The sequence below is a fragment of the Enterococcus sp. AZ128 genome (assembly GCF_051714485.1).
GTDB lineage: Bacteria > Bacillota > Bacilli > Lactobacillales > Enterococcaceae > Enterococcus_A.
The window spans coordinates 1,063,946-1,083,920 of the sequence record NZ_JBIORZ010000002.1; the positions used below are offsets into that span (position 1 = coordinate 1,063,946).

Sequence of the window (19,975 nt, forward strand, 5' to 3'; positions counted from 1 at the left end):
GATTCTCGCAATCCCGATTTTTTTCGATTTCTATGGTTCATGCTAAGCTGATTTTATCGACTGATAAGTACCATTTATCTAGGTCACTATTGGAGGAATGAGCATGATCTCATGGATAAAAATATTTGGAGCTGCAGCAATCTCCTTTTTAGCTTTGGATTTATTCTGGCTGCTAGTTTTGGCACGGAAAATGTATCAGGATAATTTAGGACATTTGATGGGACAAACGAAATTCGTACCTGCGGTGATTTTTTATGTGCTATACCTGTTGGGAGTTCTCTTTTTTGTTGTAAATCCTGCGCTTGAAAAGGGAAGTTTACTTTATGCGCTCGCAGCTGGCGGATTTCTAGGATTATTGTGTTACGGAACCTATGATTTAACAAATATGGCGACACTTAATGACTGGCCGACTATGGTAACTATTGCTGATTTGATTTGGGGAACCTTTGTTACAGCAGCCGTTTCCGGTATCACTTTTTTTGTCGCACAACACTTTAACTGGAGGTAATTTACTATGGAGATGAGCCGTGAAAATCAACTGATTGATCCAAAGAAACTGCTTTTTGCATTTCAACAAGGCGCAGCCCAGTTGATCAATCAAAAGCAGCTACTGAACCAAATCAATGTTTTCCCCGTATCGGATGGAGATACGGGAAGTAATTTAGCCTCCTTGATGCAAACTATTTTAGAGGAAACAGCAGAAGAGAGTCATTCGGTATTAGAGGTTTTTGAAAAAGTCGCCGATGCTTCTTTGTTGGGTGCGCGGGGGAATTCCGGAATTATATTTGCTCAGTATTTTAACGGTATTTACAACCATATGCTGCAGCTGGAGGAGAAAAATTCGGTCCAAAGCTTTGTGGAAAGTGTGCGTTCAGCTATCGGCGAAGCCTATCGCGCAATCGAGCGGCCAGTAGAAGGAACAATCATCACAGTGATCCGATCATGGGCTGAAGCATTAGATGACAACGAGCAATTATTAACTCTGGAGCTACGATTGCCGAATGCGTTGATTAAAGCGAGACAGGCTCTAGAAAATACGACGAATCAATTAAAAGTCTTGAAAAAAAATCGAGTTGTTGATGCTGGGGCTAAGGGCTTCTATTTATTTATAGAAGGCTTTACTGAGGCGTTTGTAACCAAGAAACCGTCGATTCACTTAATGAAAGAGCCTACGAATACGCTGATGATCGAACGATCGGGCCAAGAACATAGCCAAACGACAGAGCCTGCCTATCGTTATTGCACGGAAATTTTGCTGGATCAGGTGTCATTGACGAAGGAAGAATTGCAGCAAAAGCTGAAACCCTTTGGCGATTCATTGATCGTCGCGATAAATCGCGGCAAGGCGCGTATTCATATCCATTCCAATCAGCCGGCGGAGGTTTTGAGCTACTTAAGCAGTGTTGGCGCTCCAATCCAGCAAAAAGCTGACGATATGCTGCTGCAATATCAAGTCAACAAGCACCGTAAAGCACCGATTGCTTTGGTGACCGATTCGATCGCGGATATTCCCGCAGAATATTTGCTGGACAATCAGATTCATGTTTTGCCTATGACTATTTTAATGGGCGACACTAGCTATATTGATAAAATCACGCTGCAAACAAAGCAGTTTTTTGATTTAGACAAGCATACTAACGGGCGAGCAACAAGCTCGCAACCAACCTTAAAAACAGTTGAGAACTTGTTTTCTTTTCTGGAGACACGATATGAAGCGATCCTAGTAATCAGCGTCGCCGGAAAATTGAGCGGAACGTATTATACAGTCAAGGAAGCGGCGAAACGGAATCGTTCGATCCCCATCGAAGTGATTGATTCTCGACAAAATTCCGCAGCACAGGGACTGCTTGTCATGAACGCGAATGAATGGATTCAAGCAGGAGTATCGTTTGAGGAAATCATCAATCGGGTCACTAAAAAACGCGAGCAGGTAAAAATTTTAGTCAGTGTTGATGATTTGGACCCGATGATTCATTCGGGACGAATCCCACAGGCCGTCGGTAAAATCGCTAAGCAGGTAAATTTGAAACCAATCATCAGTCTGGATGACTTCGGCGAAGGAAAGTTAAGTAATTTCGCCTTCAGCCGTACCGGAAATGAAAAGAAGATTTTCCGGGAAATAAGAAGGGTTCATGAAGAGTATAAAATCAAGCGCTATGTGATCATCCATGCTAATAATGAAGCTAAGGCAAAGCTCTGGGGCAGAAAGCTCCGGGAGCAAATTGCTCTTCCGCCTAGCTATATTGCAGATAGTTCGACTGTGATTGCCATGAGCGCGGGGGAAGGCAGTGTAGCTATAGCGTATGAGTTGGAAGGAGGGGAAGTGCGATGATTGTTTGGCCAATCATAACTGTCCTATTTATTTATTTTACCGCGTTGTTCTTTCTTGCACAGCGGCTGCACAATAATTCAATCATAGATTTAGCCTGGGGGATTGGTTTTGTGATTGTTGCGGTGACCGGCTATCTATTGATGCCTGAGAAAACGAAGGCGGCGACTTTGGTGCTGATCCTTGTAACGATTTGGGGCCTGAGATTGTTCTTCCATTTAGCCAAACGAAATATCGGCAAACCGGAGGATTATCGCTATGTCAATATGCGAAAACGCTGGGGCAAACATTTTGCCAAATTGAAAGCCTATTTGAATGTTTTTGTTTTGCAGGGAGTTCTGCTGTGTATCGTTGCGTTGCCGATTTTCTTTGTGACTACTGGTTCGGAAGAAGCTTTCCACTGGTGGAATTGGCTAGGTGTCATCGTGTGGCTAATCGGCTTTATCTTTGAGACTATCGGCGATTTTCAGTTGACGTTATTTAAACGTCATGCCGAACAGGGCGAACTATTGACGACTGGTCTGTGGTCATTGACCAGACATCCCAACTATTTTGGTGAAGCGCTAGGCTGGTGGGGAATTTTCTTAGTCAGTCTGAATGAGCTGCGAAATTTTTGGGGAATCCTTGGTCCGATTACGATCACGCTCTTGCTGCTGTTCGTTTCAGGTGTGCCCTTACTGGAGAAAAAGAATAGGGAAAAGCCCGGCTATCGCGCGTATGCGAGCAATACACCGAAGTTCGTACCGTTTGTTGGGAAAAAGGGCCTGTAGTTTTCTAAAAGTTTTTAAATCTATAAATGAAAAAGTGCCACTCACCTTCAAAACTGAAAGTGAAGTGGCACTTTTTTTTGTTCCGTTTAGAGGAATCAATGATTCGATTGGTAACGAACCAAAGAAGTTCTAAAGAAGCTTTCCGCAATGTAATACTTGTTTTGCGCTAAGACTTTTCCATTCGTAGAATAGAGGTTTTCAGTCATCAAGACTAGTTTTTCATCCTCAGCGAAGTCCCGTCTAAAACTATCCGGCTTTCTTGAAGAGATGCTGATCGTCAGCTTTGAATTAGCCGCTACGTCATAAATATCCTTTTCTAAAAACTGAATGATCTGATCGCTGTTTTCTAAATCCAGATTGAACTTTTCAATCGTTTCAGGTAATAAGATCGAGAAAATATTTGCAACATTCAACGCATTGATTTTATACCAAACATTCAAGGTGAAATAGGAGATATCCTTGACTTCAAATAGTTTGTCCGTAAAAACACTACTGGGATTTTTAAAGTAATACGCGTCTTTATGAGTGATTTGTTCGATTGGTATCGTCAAGCTATCTAAAATCGGACATCCCAATGCGCGAATTCCTTGGTCATTTTTTTGTGTTTCTGAAAGATTAACAAAGTGTCCCTGACCATGAATACTGCTGATGACCCCATCTTCTTTTAACAGCGACAAGGCGGTCCGCAAAGTCACGCGACTGACGTTAAAATCATTCGTTAGTTGTTCTTCTGAAGGTAATTTTGAACCAGGCGCAAATTGAGACTGTTTGATCATCAATAAAATTTGATTGTACACTTGAACATATTTTGGCGTACGATGCATCTTCATCACCATTCCTTGTAAAATAACTATAATTGCATTGTATCACAATCCCTATTTACATATTCTTATTGGATAGATAAATTCGGTAAAGTCACCGAATTGTTCACGACCAGGCATGGTATATATTCTGCAAGGAACAAAATTGAGACTAGCTAATAAATGTTGAATCGGGATATTCGAATGATTCGTGCTTATTTTTAGTTGTGTCACGTCGTGAATTATTTTCTCCTGTTGAATGATATCTGACAAAATAAATCGCGCGATACCACTTCGTTGATATTTCGAGCTGACAACTAAACGATGGATAAATGCTGTGCGGTCATGTTTTGAAACGGTCACGCTAGCTTCGTAATGATCTCCGTAGAGCCATAAATGCTTCTTTTCGATGTCTTGCCGAATGACTTCTTTGCTCGGATAAGAATCATCCCACTGAGTAATCCCAGCGGATTTCATTTGTTCTTTTCCATCATTGATTAATGCTAGAATATTCGAATAATCACTAAGGTCTGCCGTTCGTTTGCGATAACTCATTTTTTTCTACTGAAATAGAATCAGTGATAAGACTAATGAGAGAACAACCCCGAAAATCATTGGGACTGACGTTCTGCGAACGATTTGCATAGGAGAAAGTTTCGTTGTCCCAGCAACGATTAGGATAACAGCTGCAACTGGAGAAACAGCTCTTAATAGATTCCCAGAAAGCTGCATAGGGATCGATAAAGCAATCGGATCGATCCCTGCGGCTTTAGAAAGCGGGATCATTAAAGGAATCATAGCAAAAAGTAACGCTGTTCCGCTTCCGCTCAGCAGAACGATCACTGCTGTAAAGGCAACCATGATAACTGGCAGAAGAATTCCGGCACCGTTGATATTTTCCATCGTTTTCTGAACCAATTCGATGATTCCGATCGAAGTAAGTCCTTGAACAAATACTTGAGCAGAAACTAATAGAGCAACAATACTCATGACACTGCCCATACCATCAAAAAAGTAACTTGTTTCTTTCAAAACGGAATTAACCGAGCGATGCGTCGAAAATTCAACTAAAACGGCAATGATGAAGCTGATCAAGCTGACGACTTGAACACTGATATTTAAGGTAGTCCCAAGAACGATATTCAAAACAAAAACGATCAGTAATAATATAATCGGTAAAAGAGGCAGTGTACCGTAAATAAATGCTTGTAGTCCAGAGTAAGCAGTCTCGGTATCCGCCTTCGCTTCGTTTCCTTCACTTCCTGCAACTTCTTCTTCATAACTCAACGTTTCCTTTTGTTTCACATCTTCATGCTTCTGCCAAAAATAATGAACGAGAGCGATTGCTAACAGGGTAGGGATCGAAACGATCGCATGACTTTTAAATACATAATCTGTAACGTTTACATTTAATAATGAAGCGATCGCCACATTGTCTGATCCTAAAGGTGTAGGGACGATCGTAGCAGAAGTTCCGATAATCGCCGCGGCACTAAGACGAGACATGCCCGCAGTACGCAAAACAGGGTAGAGTGTGGCTAATAAAATAATGGCCAAATTAGAAGCACTTGGAATAACTAAAGATAATAAATTCCCAATTAAGAAAACGATCGGAATCAAAATATAGATTGATTTTATTTTTGCGATCGGCTTTGTCAGAGCTTGTACCGTTACTTTATTTGCGCCAATGTGATTCATATAAGCGCTGTAACCACCCAGAATCAAGATAACAAAACCAGGGCCAACCAATGTATTTGTAAATTGATCAACGATGACTTGGAACGGATCGAGCAATAGTGCACCGGTCGTTTCGCTTATCTCAAGTTTTCTTCCCATCAAAAGTGCAATATACATAAGAACGACACCTAAAATCAGCAGGGTCATTTTAATATCATTTTTCTTCAATAACATATAAACGAGAATCCCAACAGCTAAGATACCAACAATACAAGTTAATAAAACATTCATACTAATTCAACCACTCTTTCTTTATATAGTTTTAGCAATAGAGTCAATAAACCACTCTTCAAATTGTTTCGGATCGACACTGACAGCTACTTCGGCATTTGCAGGAAGATCAAGATAACCTTTCAGGTCGATCAATGATGCACCCGCGGTCAACACACCCGTTGTTTCTATTTCTACTCTTGTTGAAACAATGTCAAACATCGCTGGATTTAAAACTAATCCGATCGCTAAAGCATCGTACATGCTCAAGCCTGTCGCAAAACTACCTCCACGATATTTTGAAAATAACTGATAGAACATATCGCCGATTGTCCCTAGTTCCTTGATCTTTTCGGAAACTTCAGGCATGACTTTGGCTTGACGACCGACCTCCATCGGGGCTACTTGAATGGAGATACCGCTATCAAAAACGATTTTGGCAGCTTCAGGATCAGCAGCGAAGTTAAACTCAGACAGCACACCGTAATTTCCTCGCCCTAAACTTCCACCCATGACAACGATCTGTTCAATTTTTTCGAAATCTTGCGGGTATAAATGGATATACAATGCGATGTCTGTTAATGGTCCGATACCGATCAGCGTTGTCTTACTTTCTGACTGGTCAACAACTTCGTGCATAGCAGCAGCGGCAGTTAACGATTGATCGACTGAAATCTCAGGTTCAGGGAAAGAATATCCGTCCATTCCGGTTTTTCCATGAACATTGCTGGCATTGATCGATTTTCTTAACAAGGGTTGATGACTTCCTAATACAACGCGTGGTGTTTTCCTATATAGTGTAAGCAATTTTTCTGTATTTGCTTTTGTGTTTTCTAAGCTGACGTTGCCAAAGATAGGGCAGATCAATTTAACATCAAGCTGCTCGCTAAAAAGGGCTAATGCAATGGCGACGGCATCGTCAATCCCCGGGTCTGTACTGATAATTACTGATTTTTTCTTCATAATAGTCACTCTTTCTTTATTAGATTGAAACGTTTCCAAAGAGATAATACAACAAAGTATTATATAAGTCAACGTTGTATTAAAAATACAACGTTGACTTTTTTTGCGATCAGACTGTTAAATAAGCCCTTGGGCGGATGGTTATCCTTGCGATTTCAAGTATAGTAAGGATGAAAGACAAAAAGATTTGTGAAGAGGAGGAAGAGAAATGCTGCTATGGTGTTCTATTATTGTTCTAGCTCTAATTATTATGTATGTTTTTCTGCTAGGTGGCCCTGCTTGGACAAAGTATTTATCAGATGTTGAGAAGTCGTTTCAGCATGAACAAACTTCTTCACAACCGCAACAGATCACTGAAGAAGCGATGAAACTACTGCCGCAGCCTTTGAAGAAATACCTCAGAAAAAACGGTTATGTTGATCAGCCGCTGATGCGCAATATGTACGTACGTTTTGAGCATACTAAATTTCGGATGGCGGCGGATAAGGAGCCGATCTCAATTGATTTTCGCCAAGTTAATTTTGTCGATCGACCGGATCGATATGCGTTTTTGAAGGCGAGAATGTTTGGATTGCCGGTTCATGTCAGAGATAGTGTCCAGGATGGTCGCGGAGCGATGATTGGAGTAATTGCTAAACATTTTCAACTGTTTCATTCAACTGGTCCTGAGATGGATCAAGGGCAATTGATCACGTCATTGGCTGATGCGGTGTTCATGCCAAGCTTGTTTTTACAGGATTATGTGACTTGGCGGACGCTAGATGAACGAACGATTGAAGGGTCGATTGTGTGGAACGGCGTAAGTGCTAAGGGTCAATTTACGTTTGATGATTCGGGAGACATTGTTCGTTTCGATACTGAGGATCGGTATATGGATGAAAACGGCAAGGGGACTTCCTTAGTTCCGTGGTTCGTTCTTTATGAGAATTACGAGAGCGATGGAAATTACCGCAGGCCCGGATGTGTCAGTGTGAATTGGAAGCTTCCTCAAGGCATCGATAATTACTTTGTGAGCGATAAAATAACAATCAGTTATTCCGTCAATCTAACGGACATAAGATAATCGTATCCAGCAATCATTTTCTATCCAAACGATTTTATTGAGCAGTAAAAAAGATATGCTGGGCATGATATACTGAATTTACCGAATGAAAAGGAAAGCTTATTGCAGTGGGGGCCGATCAATGAAAACAAAGAGGCAAAAAGAGCTGATAGAGTCATTTTTAGTAACGCTGGAGACCGAAAATCAATCGTTGTACCGTGAGATTGCAGTTTATCTATCTGAGCTCGGTTACAATCCGAAAAAAGAACGATCTTACATCTCATTTAAGCATGCTTCGCATAATAAACAGATAGTCAAAATAGGGATCAGAGGCAAGAAAGAGCCGACGCCTTTTTTCGCTTTAAGGTTTTCAGGTTGCACAGAGTATTCTCAAAGGTTTGCGGATGTTGTCAAAGATAATATCTCCAAATATCCAAGCAGAGCTCCCGGTTGTATAACCCAAAGCTGCGACTATTGCGCGGGTGACCCAGACACACACATTTATACATACGTATTTCCTGACGGCGAGACGGCGGTACATTGCGGTGCCTATGCACTTGAAGTTCCCGATATTACTGACAAGGATTTAGATGAGATTAAGAAACTTATCAAAGAAGAACATGAATATTTAGTAACACACGAAATGAATGCTTGATAAACATACATGATTTGTTCGATTATCGATAAAAAAAATACAGCCGAGGCTGTATTTTTTTTCTTGGTTTCATGAATCAGCCGCAAAAAAACGGAAACAATTCGTGAAACATTTTTAGTGTCCTTTATGCTTTTCACGTTTCTTGGCTTGCTTTTGTTGAAAACGGGCTTCGGCGTATTCCGCTTTTCTTTGCCGCTTTAGTACTTTGTTCGCCGTTTTTGCTTGATCACGTAACTCACTGATCGCAAGCTGCGCCTTAGTAGAAACGACGGGCTGCTGCTTTTCACGATTGATCAACCGCTGCATGCGCTTCGGGCTCATTTTCTTTTCGGACTTTTGCTTAGCCGAGACAGTACCGGACTGCTCCAATAAATGCGGCAAACGTTTCGCAATAAACTCGAAAACATCCGCATCCTTTGGTTCAGGTCCAAAAACATATCGGATTGCTTGGTAATGGCCGTCTGTTTCAGCTTCCACCAAGCCGCACCAAAAACTGCCATCGAAGTAGATCGTCAACTTCATGATGACACCTCCCTTAATTGGATTTCAAGCAAGGGACAACCCAGGGAGGGCAGGTTACTGACATTTTCATGCGGCGGACTACCAACCGCCATGTGTTTTTATGCTCAACTTAAGTGTACTAGGTTTAGGTAGAAAAGCAATGACATGTAAAAAAAATCCCTATTTCGGCTAACGAAACGAAGTGTTGAACAAAGGGTTCTGCGTTTCTTGAATAGAAAAATATGCACTGGATTGTCTGATCCTTTTACGTATCTTAGTGTAAAAGAATTTTGATAGCGACTATTTTTCCATGCTATACTATAGGCGAGAAAAGCCTTTCAGTTTGGAGAATGATCCTATCTGAAAGGCGGAAAACAATGCAGAAATATTTACCGACGAATGACCTATTGTTTAAAAAATTACTAACATCCGAAGACTCAACTCACATTCTAAAGGCGTTTATCAAGGATCTATTAGGATTAGAATTCCAGTCACTGAAGCCAAAAGAAACCTACCATATCGACAGCTATAAAAAGACCTATAAGGAAACGGCGATTTTTCGCACAGAAGTCGATGTATTAGCAACCGCCGAAGACGGCAGCCATACGACGATCGAATGCCAGATCCAGCCTCATAAGTATTTCCATGAGCGTTCCGTTTTTTATTTATGCGAAGCCTACCGATCACCTTTTGGAAGTATCCAAACGAACGAAGCAGAGAAAAAGAATAACTTTTCTAGCCTACGACCAGCCTATGGGATCAATATTGTCGATTTTCATTTATTTGATTCACAAGAGAAGGCGCTACAGCTATTTCGTTTGTTAAATGAAAAGTATCAACCTTTCCTAAACAAAGAGGGAAAAGAACTGTTGATGATAGGTTTTCTTAGTTTGAAAAATGAAAATGTAGACAGAAAAACGGCGGCTTATCACTGGCAATATTTTCTGAAGACCGGAGAAGTTATGGCCGACACTCCCGAATATATCAAAGAGGCAAAAAGAAGGACGGACTTCTTAACCTTAGAAAGTGAGGAAAAGGAAATGATCATGAACATTGAAAAAGCGAAAGCCATTTCCGATGCTGTATTCGTGACTGCGATGGAAGAGGCAAAGGAATCTGGGATGAAACAAGGTAATGATGAAGCAAAACGCGAAATAGCTATTAATTCCCTAAAGAGTGGTTTGACGATCGAACAAGTATCGAAAATTACTGGATTGGATATGAAGGTTGTCAAAAAACTGTCTGAGGAACACGAGTAATCTAACTTAAGGAAGTTCTTCAAGTGACACTTTCGAGGGTAGCTGATAAACCAATACCACGAATATATCAAAGAGGCGAAAAAAAGGACGGACTTCTTAACCTTAGAAAGTGAGGAAAAGGAAATGATCATGAACATTGAAAAAGCGAAAGCCATTTCTGATGCCGTATTCGTGACTGCGATAGAAGAGGCAAAGAAATCCGGGATGAAACAAGGTGAAGAACAAGGAATAAAGCAGGGGATAGAACTAAAATATACCTAAAATATACCCTATAAAGTAGACAGATTAAGAAGAAGGGATCCCTAAAAGTAGACACTTAGAAAAAGGGATATCCCTCTAAAGTGGACATAAAAATATCTTCGGGAAGATGTTAATATATGCTGAATTGTCAAATTAATTGCAACATTTCTTCTTGAAAGACTTCCCAACAATTTTTCCAGTTCAATGTTTTTTTAGGACGCATATTTATCTTGCGTAATGCTTCCTGTTTCTCCGTAGGGGTTACCTTTGAAAAATCAGTTCCCTTAGGGAAGAATTCTCTAAATAAACCATTCCCATTTTCGTTAGATCCGCGTTGCCATGGGGAGTATGGATCACAAAAATACATAGGTACGTCTAAATCTTTCTCAATTTCTTTCCAGCAAGAAAACTCTTTCCCACGGTCGACCGTAAAGCTTAAAAATGCCTTGTGACTCCCTAGGTCTTGCACAAAAGCTTTAATCGCTTGTGCCATTGACTTCGCGGTACGATCCCTCATTGAGATCGCCCAATAAAAGCGTGTTTTCCGTTCAATAAACGTTGCTTCGCAGGCTTTACTTTCCCCTCTGCTAGAAACAACTGTGTCCAACTCCCAATGTCCAAATTCTTCTCGAGTTGACACAGAAGCTGGGCGTTCATCAATGGTATGCCCTACAGTCATTTTGCCTCGTGCCTCTTCTTGTTTTTCTTGTCTTCTGCCTTTATGTCTCAGACACTGTTTAGACACATTAAGAATACCGGCATAGAGCCAATTGTAAATGGTTTTGAATGAAACTATTTGACGATCATTCGCAATTTGTTCAGGGGACCAGCTGTCTTCAAGATCACATTCAATCTGATAAGCGAATTCAGAAGTCCATTTGGACTTCGCACCACAGGCACTGCGCTTCATTTCCGCATCTAATTGCGCATTGTCGGCATTATAGATCAAATCTTCGGGTACTCGTTTCAACTCACGATCAATCGTTGTTCGGCTAACACCAATTCTGTCCGCTATTTCTTGAATACTCTTGGCATCATAAATCATCGTCTCTATACATTTTCGATTATCTCGTGTAAGCTTTTTGTGTGAACCCATCAAAATCACTCCTAGTAGTTTGTTATCCTAAACTCATTTTACTAGAAATTTTTGATGGGTTCTTTGTTGCGATTAATATTACAATTCAGCATATAACAAAGCATCTAGTAGGAGAGACGAAATGAAAGAATATACTAAGAAACAAATGAAGGAACTAGAGTCTAACAAATACACTTTAAAAGTCACTCCTAAAAAAATGTACTTTACCGCAAAATTTAAAGAAGACTTTTGGATTAGTTATCAAGCTGGAAATACACCGAAAAAAATTATTGGCGATCTTGGATACGACGTAACAATGTTTCCTCAAAAACGAATCGATAGTCTTGTTCAAAGAATAAAAAATCAAGCAATGTCAGGAGAAGGTTTTAAAGAAGGAGAAAATCGCAGTAAAAGAGCAAGTATTAAAAAAATTCAATTACAAGAAGAGCTTTCGCCGCAATCATTAAAGCAAATACAACATGAACTTTTATATTTGCGTCAAGAAGTTGAATTTCTAAAAAAAATTACAAAAATAAACAATTCAAAACGAATCGACTAAACATGAGCGAATCCAGTTGTAAGTTTAAGATTATCCATGAGATGCTGACTCAAGAGGACAATGTATTGTCAGCCGTCATGCTTTGTGAGATTGCAGGAGTTTCACGCTCTGGTTATTATCGCTGGGTGAAAAATGCGCCTAAGCGCGAAGAAAAAGAGGATAGAGATAAAGTTGATTTTGAAAAAATTTTAAATGCATATAATTGTCGAGGCTACGCCAAAGGTGCACGTAGTATACATATGAAGTTGTTACATCAAACACCGCCAATAGTGATGAATGTTAAAAAAATAAGACACTTAATGAAAAAATATGGATTAATTTGCCCTATACGTAAGGCAAATCCATATCGAAGAATATCTAAGGCGTTAAAAACAAACAATGTAGCAGAGAATCTGTTAAACCGGGATTTCACAACGCATGGTGTAAGAGCTGTACTTCTAACAGATATCACATATATTCCATACAATGAGGGATTCTGTTATTTATCAACGATATTGGATGCTTATACCAAGCAAATATTGGCATATGTTCTCAGTAAATCGTTGGAAGTAGATTTTGTTTTAGACACAATGAATCAAATGATGAATGATCACGGTGAAACTTTAACAACGAAAACATTAATTCACAGTGATCAAGGGTTTCACTATACGAGCTACAGCTTCATTCAACTAGTAAAAGACAAAAAACTAAGACAATCAATGTCGCGTCGAGGAAATTGTTGGGATAATGCTCCTCAAGAGAGTTTCTATGGTCATATGAAAGATGAAATAAATATTAGTCAATGCATAGGGTTTGATGAAGTAAAAATAATCATAGATAATTGGATGACCTATTACAATAATGAACGCTATCAATGGCAGTTAGCTAAGCTATCCCCTAATGAGTACTATCAATATATAACAACGGGAGAGTATCCAATAAAAGGAGTCACACCACCTAAAAATAGTTGAACATCTGTAGCAACAACTACCTGAAAAGTTATCTTCCTTTTTCTTAAAGTGTCCTTGACACGGGGGACGTTTCAGAAAAAGCAAGTATTGAATTAGCTAACAACTGTTTAAAACTTGGCCTGACGATCGAACAAATATCGAAAGCTGCTAAATTAGATATTGAGGTTGTTAGGAAATTATCTGAGAAACAAGAGTAACTTTTTTTTATGCAATTTAAATTTTCTAATGAACACCTGCGATTACAAAAATCGTAGGTGTATTTTGTTGTTCTGTCGTCATGGATATCTGCTAGGCAGGGCACCGGCAATCGAGAAAATAAAATCAGGTACTAAGTGGGATTATACAGGGAGTCTAGCCACAAAGCTCCCTATCAAAAAGAGTACACAAATGATTGGGAATTACTCTTTAGGATTACCATGTTTTTTCCAAAATTTACCAAAGTCATCTCCTCTAATATCACCACAAAGAATTTTCCGCTGTTTAATCCAATCTTTATCGTAAATATAGATTGGATAGATAGCGGGTACTCTATAAGAAAATTTTTATCTAACCCCATACCTAACTTCAATATGAGAGAGAGAAAAAGTCTGTTTTCTAAAATTGCCAATTTTTCTTACAACTAATTTATTATTTCCAACTTCTATTATAGTGAATTGCATCATAAGAGCGAATAAATAGAGACAGGAAATAGGCAGGACAGACAACCAAGAATCCATGTTTGTAAAGCCGTCTTCTATGGCAACAGACCATGCAGCAAATATATAAATACTTAAAAATAAAATAAAAGAAACATAGCTACAACTCCAAACGACAATTTTTTCCATGAAAGTCTCCTACAAAATTATTATTGACTACTTTCAGTTACTATATCAAAAAACAGAGCAGAGACGAAAGAGTATTTTTAAATGAGTTTCAGCTACCTCAGCCAATTAAGTAGCTTTCTTGGCTTGACTGTCACAAACGATTTCACAATTCAAGAGTTGGACCAGGGCAAGCGAGAATATAAACTTAAATAAAAAGATGCGCAAAAAGCTATACAACTATTTTCCCGTGATCTACTTTGAAGTTGTATATAGCTATTTTCCTATTATTCCAATAACAGATATCCTTGTTTTGGTGTAAGTGTAGGATCGCGAATAACGTTTTAGTCGTCATTGGCGCTTTTCTATTCTGACGAAAAAATACTAGATTTCCCTCATCAGGTTTTGCCGTAGTAAATTGTACTAAACTACCACCTAACCGTGTATAGATGCCTTTATAGTCATGAAAAGGATTCGCAGTTAGTTGTCTCAATAATTCGCCAGCCTTCATCTCATACCTTCTTTCGAGGAAACCTATTTGATTTAAATTCTAGCATGATTATGGTACTACCTACAATGTATGAAGGTGTAGAAAATTTTTATATGTAATTTTGTAAAATAAAGCGTTAAGAATTTAAACTAATTTCTTCTTAGATAACACCTGCGATCACAAAGATCGCAGGTGTATTTTATCGTTCTGTCGTCATGGATCATGCCCGCTCAGCCAATGGTTAACGAGGGCAATGATCAGCCCCACAAAGAGCGGAGCGAGGACATATCTCATCAGCTCACTCAAAAAGCATCACCTCCTCTCATGCGGGAGGATGACGACATGGGCAGAAATACCTACGCAAAGGTTTAAATTTTCAAAGGACAGAAGTTCGTATTAGGGTTTAGTGTCGCCAGAGCGAATATCTGGGTCGTCTTTATTCCTGTTTTTCTTTCGACGAATCCAGGCAAGGAAGCCTTTCTTGGTATCCTGTTGTTCGAGCTCATCAACCTGCGATGCAATAGGTGCTGAAGGTTCTCCGACAGAATTCCCTTTAGTTTTTGTAATCGATTGTTTTCCGATTTGTGGTGCATGTATTGTTAATGAAGGGCGGTCGTTCGTCGCTTCTGCGGGACCTTCAAGTTTCTGTGCGATCGCGTTTCTTGAGGATTCGAACAAATAATCATAGTTCTCTGGTACTTTGAAAGGGACTCCTTCCTGTGCTTGTTCCTGTTCACAGGGTTCGTTTTCAACGATCATTGGTTCTTTTTCAACATCAAAAACGTCTCGTTCATACGTATCCACGATCTTGGCCGTTACGACCGAATCAAATAGTTTTACGCCATTTTGTTCAAAAATATCCAACGTGGTCAATAGTTCGCAAGCTTCTTTGATCGCTGGTATCGGCAGATCGGGGTTCAAATCTCTGTATGTCCAGTCGTGGTTTTTCCCTAGACTGTTTGCGAATTTGACAACTAAATCCTTTTTCATCTTCTGGTTTCCTTTCTAATTTTTTTGCGTAGGTAAGGTTAGGTTCAAGGTTCGTTTGTTTCTTCAGGACGGACAAATGACATCAGGGAACGGGCAACTGACAAGGCCTTTTCGCCAAAGTTACGGAGCGGGAATGTTCTGATTTTCAACGTACGCCACTCAGGAGCCATGAAGTAATCTTGGAAATAATAGAAGAAGCGCTTCATAGTCCTAGTGGCTTTAGTGTTCATGAATATCTCACGGACAAGATCCTTCAGAATGAACGCAAACTCCTCTGCGCCAAGTTGGTACCTTACGCGCAAGGCGATAATATATTTAATGGTTAAACTGCTGTTTTGTGACTCGAGATAGTATTCAGTAATCCGTTTTTCAAGTGTTTTTGGTGTTAAATTGAACAGCTGGCGGCAGCTGAGTAGTTGGTCATTCATCGAATCGTTCCTCCTAATTTTTTTAAGTAGAGGAGGCGGCACGTCTACCGCACTCCACATCTCATTCAGTTCCTTCTAAAAAATAATTGTTTCCACTGTTTCGACATATTTGGCACTAACCACTTGATTGAACAACTTTTCGTCGTCTTTCTTGAACAAGTTTAGTAAAGTAAATTTTTCTAGGATGCCGTGTACTTCTTGGTTAGACAATGTGTCATTTGGATTTGGATAGCTCCACGTTTGTGAGCGTCCGGTGCTAGTTTTAAAAATCGCTACTATTTTTTTCATTGATCAATTTCCCCTTTTACTTAGTCTTTCGTTACTCGTGATTGGCTGGTGATGATCACGCCGTTTAGTAATGTATTTTCTTGATCAAGCTCTGTCAGGATTTCTCCTAATGTAAGAATCTTTGCTTCGTTTGGTTCATCGACGATATTTTGGAAGGTGACTTTCTTCAATTTCTCAACGCCTGGTAGTTGTAAGTGGACCTGTAATTTTGTGCTTAGCTTTTGAATCATCATTTAATTCCTCCATGTTTTGATTTATTTTTGTTCCGGCCGGTGACTAAAAGATAAGGTATTTCGAAAATGATTGCGAATCGCAAAATTACCATTACCCCCCTCAAAATTACCGTTTTAGAAGCTGTGCCCCGCATTCCTTCGTTCAAACCTGTTAATTTTGAGGGGGGTTCGTGCAATTTTGCGATTTGACAACGAAATCCTGATATGGTAGGTGGATTTTCAGCCGGTTAATTACAATTAGCAGCGTTTCTATTGGGCGCATAAAGATGGCATGGAATTGTTGAAAAAGGAAAGAAGTATCTCAGAGTTGCTAGGGAGCGAGGGTGGATGATCGATACAATAGAAAACACGCACCTTCTGCTAGAAAGTGCGTGTCAAGTATTATGAAAATGATAGCGATTTCATTTGTTTGTAAATTCGTCTTATCGCCAGTTGATCTGATAGAGGTCATCGGGATCATCGATCAAGTTTTCAAAGTGATGGACAGAATAGGACTGATGATAGATTTTCCCTAGTTCGCCGATAAGGGTATCAAAGTTTTGTAGCAGGGGGCTTTGTTTGAGCTTTTTTGCAAAGTAGGTATCTGGAAAATCAAGATAGTCAATGGGTCTGTCGCCGTTGCGATTAAAATGGAAGTGGCCGCGGCGAATCGTCGCAAGGGCAATACAGGCAGATTCCGCTCGAATAAATAATCGCCGGTCATGAACAGGCAAAATTAAGGTTGGGCCATCAAGCATGGACACATAGCACTGCCCATCAATGGTGTGGACATCAGCGATTTTCAATGGGTTTATCCAGATACTGCGGTGAGGAGCTTCTAGCGGGAAAAGCGTGAAGTACTGACAAACCCAAGGATACTTGTATTTGCCGTAGAGATCCGCTGTTTTGAACACACGGGTCAAGATCTGGTAATCAGGGAAGTTATTGGCAGATGAGTAGTGATACAACATGGTTAAGAGACTATTTTCACAGAAATAGACATTCGTATCTGAAAAGATCAATAGACCGTCTCTTTCTGGTAGGGGAATGATACAGCTGATCTCATGAACCTCTAATGGGTTAAAGTGAACCGCCTGATCCATATAATCCTCCCATAAATCAGACCATTGTTTGTCATCTAAGTACTCAAAATCCTTTGGCAACATAAAGCAAACTCCTCTCTCATGTGACAATTATTTTAAACAAATTATACATTAGAGATTGATGTAAATCTTCTGTTTGTTTTATAACCAAAGTATAAAATAACGGTTTCATTTACAGTGTTAAAAGAACATTAATCAGAGGTGGAAGGAGAGAAAGTATTTAAAGAGAGGAAATCATAATAATAGATATTTGAAAATCTAATAGTTCGCTAGAAGGGTTTCTAGAGAAATAAAAAAATGATATTATATTTATCTGCGAAAATTATAAAAATAATGATGAACGGTTTAGTTTGTTACTTTGTCTTATAAAAAACTAGAAAATTATGCGGATTATACAAAAGAAGATTAGATAAATTGTTGTTAGTTCTAAACGTTTATTGATTATATTATATATTACGGATTATTAATATTCAATATCATTTAGAAAAATAATTATTTTCAGACTATCTAGAAAATAACGAGCTTTATGATTATTGTTTTCTCGGGCTTTTCTCAGTTAGTTTTAAGAAAAGTTCGGGAAATACGCCGTCTAATAAGCCGTCAAAATTAACTGAAAGGATGATACTGTGCGAAAAGGCGAGAACATTTATTTGCGAAAAGACAGACGTTGGGAAGGGAGGTATCCCAAAGGTCGAAAAACAAATGGCCGAATCAAATATGGGTACATCTATGGGAAAAGCTACACAGAAGTACGACAAAAACTGTATCCAAAGAAAATCTACTATCATTCATTACAGAAAGTACATGGCACTTCTGCGGAAACAGTGGAAGAATGGACCGCAGAGTGGCTTTCTGATGTTCAAGAAGAAGTCAAACCTTCTACTTTCGCAAGTTACTACTACAAAGTGACGAAATATATCTTACCAGTGATTAAAGATGTCCCGCTAAACGAATTATCGATCGAAAATGGGAAAGAGCTGCTGCGGGAACTACAAACAAAGCTGACGAAGTCAACGATCCAAGTGATTTTCAGAATATTGAATAAATGCTTAAATTATGCGAAAAAGTGCGGGAAATTACTATCGAATCCTTTGTCTGAATTGAGATTACCGAAATCTAAAAATAGAAAGGTTAATGCGTTGTCCTTGTCTGAACAAAAACGAGTGATGACGGTTGCCTCTAAAGAGAAAAAGGGCTATGGTATTCCAACGCTTCTAGCACTACATTCAGGATTGCGTATCGGTGAGATAGCCGCATTACAATGGTCTGATATTGATTTTGACACCAATCTAATCAATGTTAATCAAACGTACCAACGAATAGGGACACTCGAAACACATCATAAAACACAATTAGTTCTAACGGATTCAAAGACAGAAGCGTCAGAACGTGTTGTTCCGATAGGCCCTACGTTGAGAAAATTACTGCTTGAACATCGTAAATGTTCAAAGGGTTCTTTTGTTTTCTCGACAAATGGACAACCTTGCGAACCACGTTTACTTACGCATCATTTTCATAGGATTCGACTGAAGGCAAATCTACCAAAAATTCATTTCCATCAACTAAGACACACGTTTGCGACTCGTTGTTTGGAAGCGAACAAGGATGTGTCATCAGTTAGCGCTCTTTTAGGACATGCTTCTACGCAAATGACGTTAGATACGTATGTGGATGCTATGTTAGAGCAGCGCTATCAAGTGATTAGTGAGATGGATCACTTGGTTAACTAAATAGGAATGAAACCATTTTCAAAAAAACAAGTTGATTTTTTGGCTAACTCTTTTTTTAATTACCGTGTAAGCGCTTTCTGATCGAGAGCTTTTTTTATTTCCTTAATTACGATTCCATTTGCTTAATATTTTTTAAAGAAAAAGAATCGGTTATTTATTTCGCACAAAAATTCGCCGTCATTCGCCGTCAAGACACCTTCTATGCCTTGTTACAAAAGGGATGGGAGGTTTTTTCTAGTTTTTTATAAGACAAAGAACTTTATAACTGAATTATGAATGATTCAGTATTTTCTCGTTGTTAAGGAAAGTAACTTCGAAAGTTATAAATAGGTCGTTTTTAACGATGCAAGGACATTACAAAAGGATTAAATAAAATTACTTAAAAATGAAAAACACTACATATCAATGGAGGTTCTTATGAATATTGAACGCTACAAACCGAAAGTAAATGCCTTTCACTATGATGCCAAAGAAGAATATGAAGAGTATGAAAATCACTTCAACATTCATATTACTCCTTTAAGGATAGCTTATCCAGCGGAACAGGACAATTCAAGTACGCTTGGAATTCGCTTAGATTTCAATATGATTTTTGAGGAGTTTGTGATTTCAGGCAGCTTGGGGCAGGTCAATCTATTCAAAGACCGACGAATCGAATCCCAAGAGGATCTAAACAAGGAAGAGCTGGATGAGCTATTAGAGCCGCTCTTTCTTTTAGTGAAACGACTGACCTATGAAGTAAGCGAGATTGCCTTGGATGAACCGGGGGTCGAGGTTCACTTCGATCAGATGCTTCAACAGTCAACAGAAAATGAACTTAGTGAAGAAGGGGAAATGTAACTTG

25 protein-coding genes are annotated in these 19,975 nt (G+C 39.2%); 11 read left to right on the forward strand and 14 right to left on the reverse strand.

Annotated elements, in window-relative coordinates; translation table 11 throughout:
• The first annotated feature begins 103 nt into the window (after positions 1-103).
• Genes IGI38_RS16930 through IGI38_RS16940 form a run of 3 tightly spaced genes read left to right on the forward strand, consistent with a single transcriptional unit; the run spans position 104 to position 3,099 of the window.
• Positions 104-508, forward strand: coding sequence for a DUF2177 family protein (locus tag IGI38_RS16930; RefSeq protein ID WP_438732731.1), 405 nt, complete (start codon positions 104-106; stop codon positions 506-508).
• A gap of 6 nt (positions 509-514) precedes the next feature.
• Complete coding sequence (locus IGI38_RS16935; RefSeq protein ID WP_438732733.1) at positions 515-2,332, forward strand: DAK2 domain-containing protein; 1,818 nt, start codon at positions 515-517, stop codon at positions 2,330-2,332.
• Positions 2,329-3,099 carry a DUF1295 domain-containing protein gene (locus IGI38_RS16940; RefSeq protein ID WP_438732735.1) on the forward strand — a complete coding sequence of 257 codons (771 nt, stop codon included), beginning with the start codon at positions 2,329-2,331 and terminating at the stop codon, positions 3,097-3,099. The genes IGI38_RS16935 and IGI38_RS16940 overlap by 4 nt, the downstream gene beginning before the upstream one ends.
• A gap of 95 nt (positions 3,100-3,194) precedes the next feature.
• Here IGI38_RS16940 and IGI38_RS16945 read toward each other — a convergent pair whose 3' ends face one another.
• The 4 genes from IGI38_RS16945 to IGI38_RS16960 are packed head-to-tail and all read right to left on the reverse strand — an operon-like array spanning position 3,195 to position 6,809.
• Positions 3,195-3,923 (reverse strand): winged helix-turn-helix domain-containing protein, encoded by a 729-nt coding sequence (locus IGI38_RS16945; RefSeq protein WP_438733395.1) that lies wholly within the window; start codon positions 3,921-3,923, stop codon positions 3,195-3,197.
• A gap of 51 nt (positions 3,924-3,974) precedes the next feature.
• On the reverse strand, positions 3,975-4,454 hold the full coding sequence (locus IGI38_RS16950) for a GNAT family N-acetyltransferase (RefSeq protein WP_438732737.1): 480 nt from the start codon (positions 4,452-4,454) through the stop codon (positions 3,975-3,977).
• 6 nt (positions 4,455-4,460) lie between these two features.
• Positions 4,461-5,867 carry a C4-dicarboxylate transporter DcuC gene (gene dcuC, locus IGI38_RS16955; protein ID WP_438732739.1) on the reverse strand — a complete coding sequence of 469 codons (1,407 nt, stop codon included), beginning with the start codon at positions 5,865-5,867 and terminating at the stop codon, positions 4,461-4,463.
• 21 nt (positions 5,868-5,888) lie between these two features.
• Entirely contained in the window at positions 5,889-6,809 is a 921-nt protein-coding gene (locus IGI38_RS16960) for a nucleoside hydrolase (RefSeq protein ID WP_438732741.1), read from the reverse strand.
• A gap of 208 nt (positions 6,810-7,017) precedes the next feature.
• Between IGI38_RS16960 and IGI38_RS16965 the strand changes: the two genes are divergently transcribed.
• Complete coding sequence (locus IGI38_RS16965; protein WP_438732743.1) at positions 7,018-7,872, forward strand: DUF6544 family protein; 855 nt, start codon at positions 7,018-7,020, stop codon at positions 7,870-7,872.
• Between the two features lie 121 nt (positions 7,873-7,993).
• The gene (locus tag IGI38_RS16970; protein ID WP_438732745.1) at positions 7,994-8,506 is read left to right on the forward strand and encodes a hypothetical protein; all 513 of its coding nucleotides are present in this window, start codon (positions 7,994-7,996) and stop codon (positions 8,504-8,506) included.
• Between the two features lie 114 nt (positions 8,507-8,620).
• Here the strand turns inward: IGI38_RS16970 and IGI38_RS16975 are convergent, their stop codons facing one another.
• Positions 8,621-9,028 carry a YjdF family protein gene (locus IGI38_RS16975; RefSeq protein WP_438732747.1) on the reverse strand — a complete coding sequence of 136 codons (408 nt, stop codon included), beginning with the start codon at positions 9,026-9,028 and terminating at the stop codon, positions 8,621-8,623.
• A gap of 356 nt (positions 9,029-9,384) precedes the next feature.
• Between IGI38_RS16975 and IGI38_RS16980 the strand changes: the two genes are divergently transcribed.
• Positions 9,385-10,266: an Rpn family recombination-promoting nuclease/putative transposase gene (locus IGI38_RS16980; protein WP_438732749.1), complete on the forward strand. Its 882-nt coding sequence runs from the start codon at positions 9,385-9,387 to the stop codon at positions 10,264-10,266.
• 123 nt (positions 10,267-10,389) lie between these two features.
• Positions 10,390-10,527, forward strand: coding sequence for a hypothetical protein (locus IGI38_RS16985; RefSeq protein WP_438732751.1), 138 nt, complete (start codon positions 10,390-10,392; stop codon positions 10,525-10,527).
• Positions 10,528-10,654: 127 nt separating this feature from the next.
• Here the strand turns inward: IGI38_RS16985 and IGI38_RS16990 are convergent, their stop codons facing one another.
• Positions 10,655-11,602, reverse strand: coding sequence for an IS30 family transposase (locus IGI38_RS16990; RefSeq protein WP_438728510.1), 948 nt, complete (start codon positions 11,600-11,602; stop codon positions 10,655-10,657).
• A 121-nt stretch (positions 11,603-11,723) separates the two neighbouring features.
• On the opposite strand from IGI38_RS16990, the gene IGI38_RS16995 reads away from it, so the two are divergent.
• Complete coding sequence (locus tag IGI38_RS16995) at positions 11,724-12,140, forward strand: HTH domain-containing protein (RefSeq protein ID WP_438725573.1); 417 nt, start codon at positions 11,724-11,726, stop codon at positions 12,138-12,140.
• 2 nt (positions 12,141-12,142) lie between these two features.
• The gene (locus tag IGI38_RS17000; RefSeq protein ID WP_438725572.1) at positions 12,143-13,090 is read left to right on the forward strand and encodes an IS3 family transposase; all 948 of its coding nucleotides are present in this window, start codon (positions 12,143-12,145) and stop codon (positions 13,088-13,090) included.
• A gap of 542 nt (positions 13,091-13,632) precedes the next feature.
• Here the strand turns inward: IGI38_RS17000 and IGI38_RS17005 are convergent.
• From IGI38_RS17005 to IGI38_RS17040, 8 genes are all read right to left on the reverse strand, one after another.
• Positions 13,633-13,914, reverse strand: coding sequence for a hypothetical protein (locus IGI38_RS17005; protein ID WP_438732753.1), 282 nt, complete (start codon positions 13,912-13,914; stop codon positions 13,633-13,635).
• A 208-nt stretch (positions 13,915-14,122) separates the two neighbouring features.
• Positions 14,123-14,401, reverse strand: a complete 279-nt coding sequence (locus IGI38_RS17010) for a hypothetical protein (protein WP_438732755.1) — start codon at positions 14,399-14,401, stop codon at positions 14,123-14,125.
• A gap of 192 nt (positions 14,402-14,593) precedes the next feature.
• A complete protein-coding gene (locus IGI38_RS17015) occupies positions 14,594-14,674 on the reverse strand; it encodes a type I toxin-antitoxin system Fst family toxin (protein ID WP_111945109.1) in 81 nt (26 codons plus the stop codon).
• A gap of 102 nt (positions 14,675-14,776) precedes the next feature.
• Entirely contained in the window at positions 14,777-15,370 is a 594-nt protein-coding gene (locus IGI38_RS17020; RefSeq protein ID WP_438732757.1) for a DUF2922 family protein, read from the reverse strand.
• A 44-nt stretch (positions 15,371-15,414) separates the two neighbouring features.
• The gene (locus IGI38_RS17025) at positions 15,415-15,798 is read right to left on the reverse strand and encodes a hypothetical protein (RefSeq protein ID WP_438732759.1); all 384 of its coding nucleotides are present in this window, start codon (positions 15,796-15,798) and stop codon (positions 15,415-15,417) included.
• A 75-nt stretch (positions 15,799-15,873) separates the two neighbouring features.
• Positions 15,874-16,086 carry a DUF2922 domain-containing protein gene (locus IGI38_RS17030; protein ID WP_438732144.1) on the reverse strand — a complete coding sequence of 71 codons (213 nt, stop codon included), beginning with the start codon at positions 16,084-16,086 and terminating at the stop codon, positions 15,874-15,876.
• A gap of 20 nt (positions 16,087-16,106) precedes the next feature.
• Positions 16,107-16,319, reverse strand: coding sequence for a hypothetical protein (locus tag IGI38_RS17035; protein ID WP_438732761.1), 213 nt, complete (start codon positions 16,317-16,319; stop codon positions 16,107-16,109).
• A gap of 422 nt (positions 16,320-16,741) precedes the next feature.
• Entirely contained in the window at positions 16,742-17,491 is a 750-nt protein-coding gene (locus tag IGI38_RS17040) for a hypothetical protein (protein ID WP_438732763.1), read from the reverse strand.
• Between the two features lie 536 nt (positions 17,492-18,027).
• Here IGI38_RS17040 and IGI38_RS17045 point away from each other — a divergent pair.
• Positions 18,028-19,131, forward strand: a complete 1,104-nt coding sequence (locus IGI38_RS17045) for a tyrosine-type recombinase/integrase (RefSeq protein ID WP_438732765.1) — start codon at positions 18,028-18,030, stop codon at positions 19,129-19,131.
• A 417-nt stretch (positions 19,132-19,548) separates the two neighbouring features.
• On the forward strand, positions 19,549-19,971 hold the full coding sequence (locus tag IGI38_RS17050) for a DUF1149 family protein (RefSeq protein ID WP_438732767.1): 423 nt from the start codon (positions 19,549-19,551) through the stop codon (positions 19,969-19,971).
• The last annotated feature ends 4 nt before the right edge of the window (positions 19,972-19,975 follow it).